The organism is Micromonospora sp. NPDC049580, assembly GCF_040675595.1.
Taxonomy (GTDB): Bacteria; Actinomycetota; Actinomycetes; order Mycobacteriales; family Micromonosporaceae; genus Micromonospora.
Window position 1 is genome coordinate 1 of record NZ_JBFAPG010000412.1, and the last position, 5,676, is coordinate 5,676.

General features: G+C 72.1%; 7 protein-coding genes. 5 read left to right on the forward strand and 2 right to left on the reverse strand.

The features are described 5' to 3' along the window. Nucleotides 1–23 precede the first annotated feature (23 nt). The gene (locus AB0J68_RS25510; protein WP_355067046.1) at nucleotides 24–683 is read right to left on the reverse strand and encodes a PadR family transcriptional regulator; all 660 of its coding nucleotides are present in this window, start codon (nucleotides 681–683) and stop codon (nucleotides 24–26) included. 123 nt (nucleotides 684–806) lie between these two features. Here AB0J68_RS25510 and nadD point away from each other — a divergent pair, with 123 nt between their 5' ends. From nadD to AB0J68_RS25535, 5 genes are all read left to right on the forward strand, one after another. Beyond that, nucleotides 807–1,403: a nicotinate-nucleotide adenylyltransferase gene (gene nadD / locus AB0J68_RS25515; protein ID WP_203178711.1), complete on the forward strand. Its 597-nt coding sequence runs from the start codon at nucleotides 807–809 to the stop codon at nucleotides 1,401–1,403. Nucleotides 1,404–1,513: 110 nt separating this feature from the next. Continuing rightward, on the forward strand, nucleotides 1,514–1,921 hold the full coding sequence (gene rsfS, locus AB0J68_RS25520; protein ID WP_354857937.1) for a ribosome silencing factor: 408 nt from the start codon (nucleotides 1,514–1,516) through the stop codon (nucleotides 1,919–1,921). Continuing rightward, nucleotides 1,918–2,547 (forward strand): histidine phosphatase family protein, encoded by a 630-nt coding sequence (locus AB0J68_RS25525; protein WP_354857940.1) that lies wholly within the window; start codon nucleotides 1,918–1,920, stop codon nucleotides 2,545–2,547. Before rsfS ends, AB0J68_RS25525 begins: the two co-directional genes overlap by 4 nt. 72 nt (nucleotides 2,548–2,619) lie before the next feature. After that, entirely contained in the window at nucleotides 2,620–3,474 is an 855-nt protein-coding gene (locus tag AB0J68_RS25530) for a DegV family protein (RefSeq protein ID WP_363940701.1), read from the forward strand. A gap of 4 nt (nucleotides 3,475–3,478) precedes the next feature. Beyond that, complete coding sequence (locus AB0J68_RS25535) at nucleotides 3,479–4,252, forward strand: SDR family oxidoreductase (RefSeq protein WP_363940703.1); 774 nt, start codon at nucleotides 3,479–3,481, stop codon at nucleotides 4,250–4,252. Nucleotides 4,253–4,318: 66 nt separating this feature from the next. Here the strand turns inward: AB0J68_RS25535 and AB0J68_RS25540 are convergent. Continuing rightward, nucleotides 4,319–5,676, reverse strand: a 1,358-nt coding sequence (locus AB0J68_RS25540) for an arabinofuranosidase catalytic domain-containing protein (protein ID WP_363940705.1), incomplete at its 5' end; no start/stop codon positions are given.

Here is a 5,676-nt window from a genome sequence, read left to right on the forward strand (position 1 = left end):
CGCACCCCGCCGGAGCTGTCTTCTCAGTCGGCGTTGTCGGGGTCGCTGCTGGTCCTCTCGGCCAGCTCGATCAGCTCGGCCGGCATCTCGCCGGTCTCGTGGAAGGCCCGCCACGTGTCCAGCCCCGGGTAGCTGCCCGAGGTCAGCTCGGCGAGCAGGGCCCGCAGCCAGGTCGCCTCAGCGGCTCGCATGGCCAGGTCGTACTCCGACTCCACCAGGAACAGCCGGGGGATCTCCCGCAGGTGGGCGTCGAGCGTCTCGCGGTCCCGGCGGAGCGCGTCGTCCAGCCGGTCGAGTCGCTGCCGGAGCAGGTCGGTGGCCTCGTCGGGATGCAGGGCGGCGAGGACGGACAGGCCGGCCCGGAAGCGGGGATGCTCCGGCATCGGCGTGGCGACCAGCTCGCGCGCCCAGTCGACCAGCTCGGCCCGCCCCGCGTCGGTGATCCGGTAGACGGTGCGTTCCGGGCGTCGGCCCTCGCGGACGCTCTCCACCGCGGCGATCAACTGGTGTTTGTCCAGGTTGCGGATGACCGTGTAGAAGGAGCCCCACTTGATCTCCATGTCCTGGTCCTTGCCCCAGGCGCGCAGGGTGCTTGCCATCTCGTAGGGGTGCATGGGCCGCTGGACGAGGGCGGAGAGCACGGCCAGTGCCAGCAGGTTGCCGACCTTGCGCCGCTTCGGCATGACGTCCCCTTACTCGCCGACAATTACTCGTAGACGAGTATATGCGCGGGATCGGTCGCCTGGCGACCCCCTCGCGCGCCGGGCCGGAGCGGCCGGCCACGATGCCCGGCCTACGATCACGGGGTGGAGGAAGATATCCGGCGGATCGGGATCATGGGCGGCACCTTCGACCCGATCCACCACGGGCACCTCGTCGCGGCCAGTGAGGTGGCGGACCGGTTCGGCCTGGACGAGGTGGTGTTCGTCCCGACCGGGCAGCCATGGCAGAAGGCTGACGAACCGGTCAGCCCCGCCGAGGACCGGTACCTCATGACGGTCATCGCCACCGCCTCCAACCCCCGGTTCCAGGTCAGCCGGGTCGACATCGACCGCAGCGGGCCCACCTACACCGTCGACACCCTGCGCGACCTTCAGGCCGAGTACGGCCCCAAGGTGCAGCTGTTCTTCATCACCGGCGCGGACGCGCTGCAACGCATCCTGTCCTGGAAGGACCTGGACGAGATCTTCGAGCTGGCCCACTTCATCGGGGTGACCCGCCCCGGCTTCCCGCTGACCGACGAGCACCTTCCGGCGGACACGGTCAGCCTGATCCAGGTGCCCGCGATGTCCATCTCGTCGACCGACTGCCGCGCCCGGGTCGCCCGGGGCGAACCGGTCTGGTATCTGGTGCCCGACGGTGTGGTGCAGTACATCGCCAAGCGACGCCTCTATCAGCCCTGATCACGTCCGGTATGCACCGTTCCGTACGTCTAATCGACCAGAACTGACGGGTCGTGACCTCGCCGGGTGTGAGACGCTTGGTGGATCGCACGCCTGATCGAAGGAGAACGGTGACAGTTTCCGAACGCGCGCACGAGCTGGCAATGGCAGCCGCCCAGGCCGCCGCCGACAAGAAGGCGCAGGACATCGCGATCATCGACGTCGGCGACCAGCTCGCCATCACCGACGCGTTCCTGCTCGCCGCCGCCCCCAACGAGCGTCAGGTGCTCGCCATCGTCGACGCCATCGAGGAGCGCCTGCTGGAGCTTCCGGAGAAGGCCAAGCCGATCCGGCGCGAGGGTGAGCGGGGCGGCCGCTGGGTGCTGCTCGACTACGTCGACATCGTGGTGCACGTCCAGCACACCGAGGAGCGCGAGTTCTACGGGCTCGACCGCCTCTGGAAGGACTGCCCCACCATCCCGTTCGTCGACCGCGACCTGGTCGAGGCCGACGCCGGCGGGACCGCCGCAGCCGAATGACCCGGCTGATCGTCTGGCGGCACGGCAACACCGACTGGAACGCCGCCAACCGCGTCCAGGGGCAGACCGACGTACCCCTCAACGAGCTGGGCCGCGACCAGGCCCGCGTCGCCGCCCCGCTGCTCGCGTCGCTGCGTCCCGACGCCATCGTGTCCAGCGACCTGAGCCGCGCCGCGGAGACCGCGGCGGCCTTGGCCGCGCTGACCGGGCTGCCGGTCCGCACCGACGCCCGGTTGCGCGAGCGGCACTTCGGCCAGTGGCAGGGCCTGCACCTCACCGAGGTCGCCGAGCGTTTCCCCGCCGAGTACGCCCGCTGGCGGGCTGGCGACCCCGCCCCGGGGGCGGACCTGGAGCCGCTGGACGCCCTCGGCGAGCGGGTCGCCGCGGCGTTCCTGGCGGCGGCCGACGTGGCCCCCGGCGGGACCGTGGTCATCGCGACCCACGGCGGTGGCTCCCGCCAGGGCGTCGGCCACCTGCTCGGCTGGCCCTCCGGCGTGCTGCGCACCATCGGCTCGCTGGCCAACTGCCACTGGTCCGAGCTGCGGCACGACGACGTTCGAGGCTGGCAGCTACGGGGGCACAACGTCGGCCTGGTCACCGCCCCGGCCGTCGTCGACGCGGTCTGAGCGCCGTTCCCGCCCGCGGCCGGCGCGCTCGCGCCTCGGCGTATCCCGTCGTGATCGGCTAGCGTGCCGGGCATGCCCGTCGCGGTCGTCACCGACTCCACCGCCTACCTTCCGCCCGAGCTGGTGCGGCGGCACCGGCTGACCGTCGTTCCGCTGACCGTCGTGCTCAACGGCGCGGAGGGTCTGGAGGGGGTGGAGACCCAGCCCGCCGACGCCACCAGGGCGCTGCGCGAGCGACGGGTCTCGGCCAGCACCTCCCGCCCGGCCCCCGAGCAGTTCGCCCGGACGTACCGCCGCCTCTTGGACGACGGCGCCGACGGCGTCGTCTCGGTACACCTGTCCGCCGGCCTGTCCGGCACCGTCGAGGCGGCCCGGCTGGCCGCCGTCGACTTCGACGGTCGGGTCGAGGTCGTCGACAGCCGCTCCGCCGGCATGGGGCTCGGCTTCCCGGCCATCGCGGCCGCCGCGGCCGCCGAGGCCGGGGCAGACCTCGCCGGTGTACGCGACGCGGCGCTCGCCTCCGTCGCCCGGACCACCGTCTGGTTCTACGTCGACACGTTGGAGTTCCTCCGCCGGGGTGGCCGGATCAACGCGGCCGAGGCGCTGTTCGGCACCGCCCTGTCGGTCAAGCCGATCATGCACATGCCGGACGGGGCGATCGTGCTGCGCGAGAAGGTGCGTACCGCCAGCCGGGGAGTGGCCCGTCTCGTCGACCTGGCCGTCGAGGCGGCCGGCGACGACGACGTGGACCTCGGCGTACACCACCTGGCCGCGCCGGAACGTGCCGAGGCGCTGCTCGCCGCGCTCACCGAGCGACTCGGTGCACGGCTGCACGACACGTACGTCTCCGAGGCCGGCGCGGTGGTCGCCGCGCACGCCGGGCCGGGGCTGGCGTGCGTGGTCGTGCACCGCCGATCGGACGGCTGAGCCGGTGGCCACCGCGTGCGTGGTGACCGGTGGCGGCCGTGGCGTCGGCCGGGCCGTGGTGCAACGGCTGGTGACGACCGGCGTCACAGTCGTCGTCGTGGAGCGTGACGCCGAGGCGGTGGACTGGCTGGCCGGGCACCCGGCCGCCGACCGCCTGCTGCCGGTGGTCGGCGACGCCGGCGACGAGCGGGTGGCCGAGCACGCCGCCGAGGTGGCGGAGCGCGCCGGCCGTCTCACCGGCTGGGTGAACAACGCGGCGGTGTTCCGGGACGCGGCGCTGCACTCGGCGTCGGCCGACACCGTCCTGGACCTGATCGGGCTGAACCTGCGCCCGGCCGTGGTGGGCGCGGCGGTGGCGGTCCGCCGGTTCCTGGCCGCCGGCACGGGCGGGGCCATCGTGAACGTCTCGTCGCACCAGGCCCGCCGGCCGGTGTCGGGCGCCCTGCCGTACGCCACGGCGAAGGCCGCCGTGGAGGGGCTGACCCGGGCGCTGGCCGTCGAGTACGGGCGGCACGGTATCCGCGCCAACGCCGTCGCGCTCGGCTCGATCGCCACCGAGCGGCACGCCGAGTTCCTCGCCGCGCAGGAGCCGTCCCAGGCCGAGTGGATCGACGCCGAGCTGACCCGGCTGCATCCGGTGGGCCGGATCGGGCGCGCGGACGAGGTGGCGGAGGCGGTCGCGTACCTGCTGTCGCCGGCGGCGAGCTTCGTCAACGGGGTGACGCTGCCGGTGGACGGCGGACGAGCCGTACTCGGCCTCGACCCGGAGGCCCGCTGACCCGGCGCGAGCGTGCCGCCTCCGGGTCGTGGTGACGACCCGGAGACGGCCCGGCAGGCGGCCTGATCAGCTACGTAGGGCCCACTGCTGGTTCTGCTGCCCGTTGCAGGCCCAGAGGATGACCTTCGTGCCGTTGGCGGTGGCGGCGCCGTTGGCGTCGAGGCAGAGCCCGGACTGGACGCCGGTGATGGTGCCGTTCGCGTTGACGTTCCACTGCTGGTTGGTGCCGCCGTGGCAGTCCCAGATGATGACCTGGGTGCCGTTGGTGGTGCCCTGGCCGTTGGCGTCGAGGCACTTGTTGCCGTACACCTGGATCTGCTTTGCGGCGGTGTAGGTCCAGCGTTGGGCGGTGCTGTTGCTGATGCAGTCCCACAGTTGCACCTGGGTGCCGTTGGTGGTCGTGCCGTTCGGTACGTCTACGCAGCGGCCGGACTGCGCGCCCACGACCTGGACGTTCTGCTGCGGGTTGCCGCCGGTGGCGGGGGTGTAGGCGGCAGCGGCGATGTTGGCCTGCACGGCGTCCTCGGTGGCGGCCGACGGGTAGCCGGACGTCAACACACCCTCGAAGAAGGTGCCCCGGCCGGTGATGCTGTTGTCGCCGCCGATACCGAGCAGGATGGCCCCCTCCTTCTTCATGGGGTTGTAGCCGTTGGGGCGTCGACCGTCGAAGTAGGTGGTCAGGCCGCCCGACTGCGCGTTCCCACCCCGGATCGCCCAGTGGTTCGGCTCGCCCTTGACCATGGCGGTGACGAAGCGGTGGTTGATGGACGCGATGTTGTTGTAGCCCGCGTTCACCCCGGAGAAGAGCCCCCACTCCAGGTCGGCCATGATCCAGGGGCCCGCCCCTGCTCCGTAGCCCCACTGCTTGTTGGCGCCGAAGTAGACGGTCTCCATGATGGCGCGTTCGTCGGCCTGGACGTTGGTCTGCGCGTTGCCGTAGTCGAAACAGCACCACTGGTTGTAGTGCGTGCCGTCGACGACCGCGTAGATGCCCTCGGGCTGGTCGCCGGTCGCGACGCCGTTGGTGTTGTTGTTGCGGTAGCCGGTGCCGGGGGCGATGTAGACGCCGTACGCCTTCTGACCGCCGATGGTGACCGGTGCCGCCTTCGCGTCGGCGAGGTTGTCGTACCCGCCGGCGGCGGGGCCGGTGAAGCCGCCCGGAGGCGCCTGGGTGAGGCGGTTGTTGCGGCCGGACTGGTCGTAGATGACCGTGATGACGCAGTTCGTGTTGGCGCAGAACGTGTCCTGCGTGGCGGCGTTGGCGACGCCGCCGGCAGTGAGCACGCCGACGTCGCGGGTGGTGTTGTCCGACGAGCGGCGGACCTGGTAGAGCGGGCCGTTGTACGCCCCGTACAGGGCTCGGGTGGTGCTGTGCGCGGCCACGCACGGCGTGCCGCCGGAGGCGTAGATGTCGCACGGGCCGG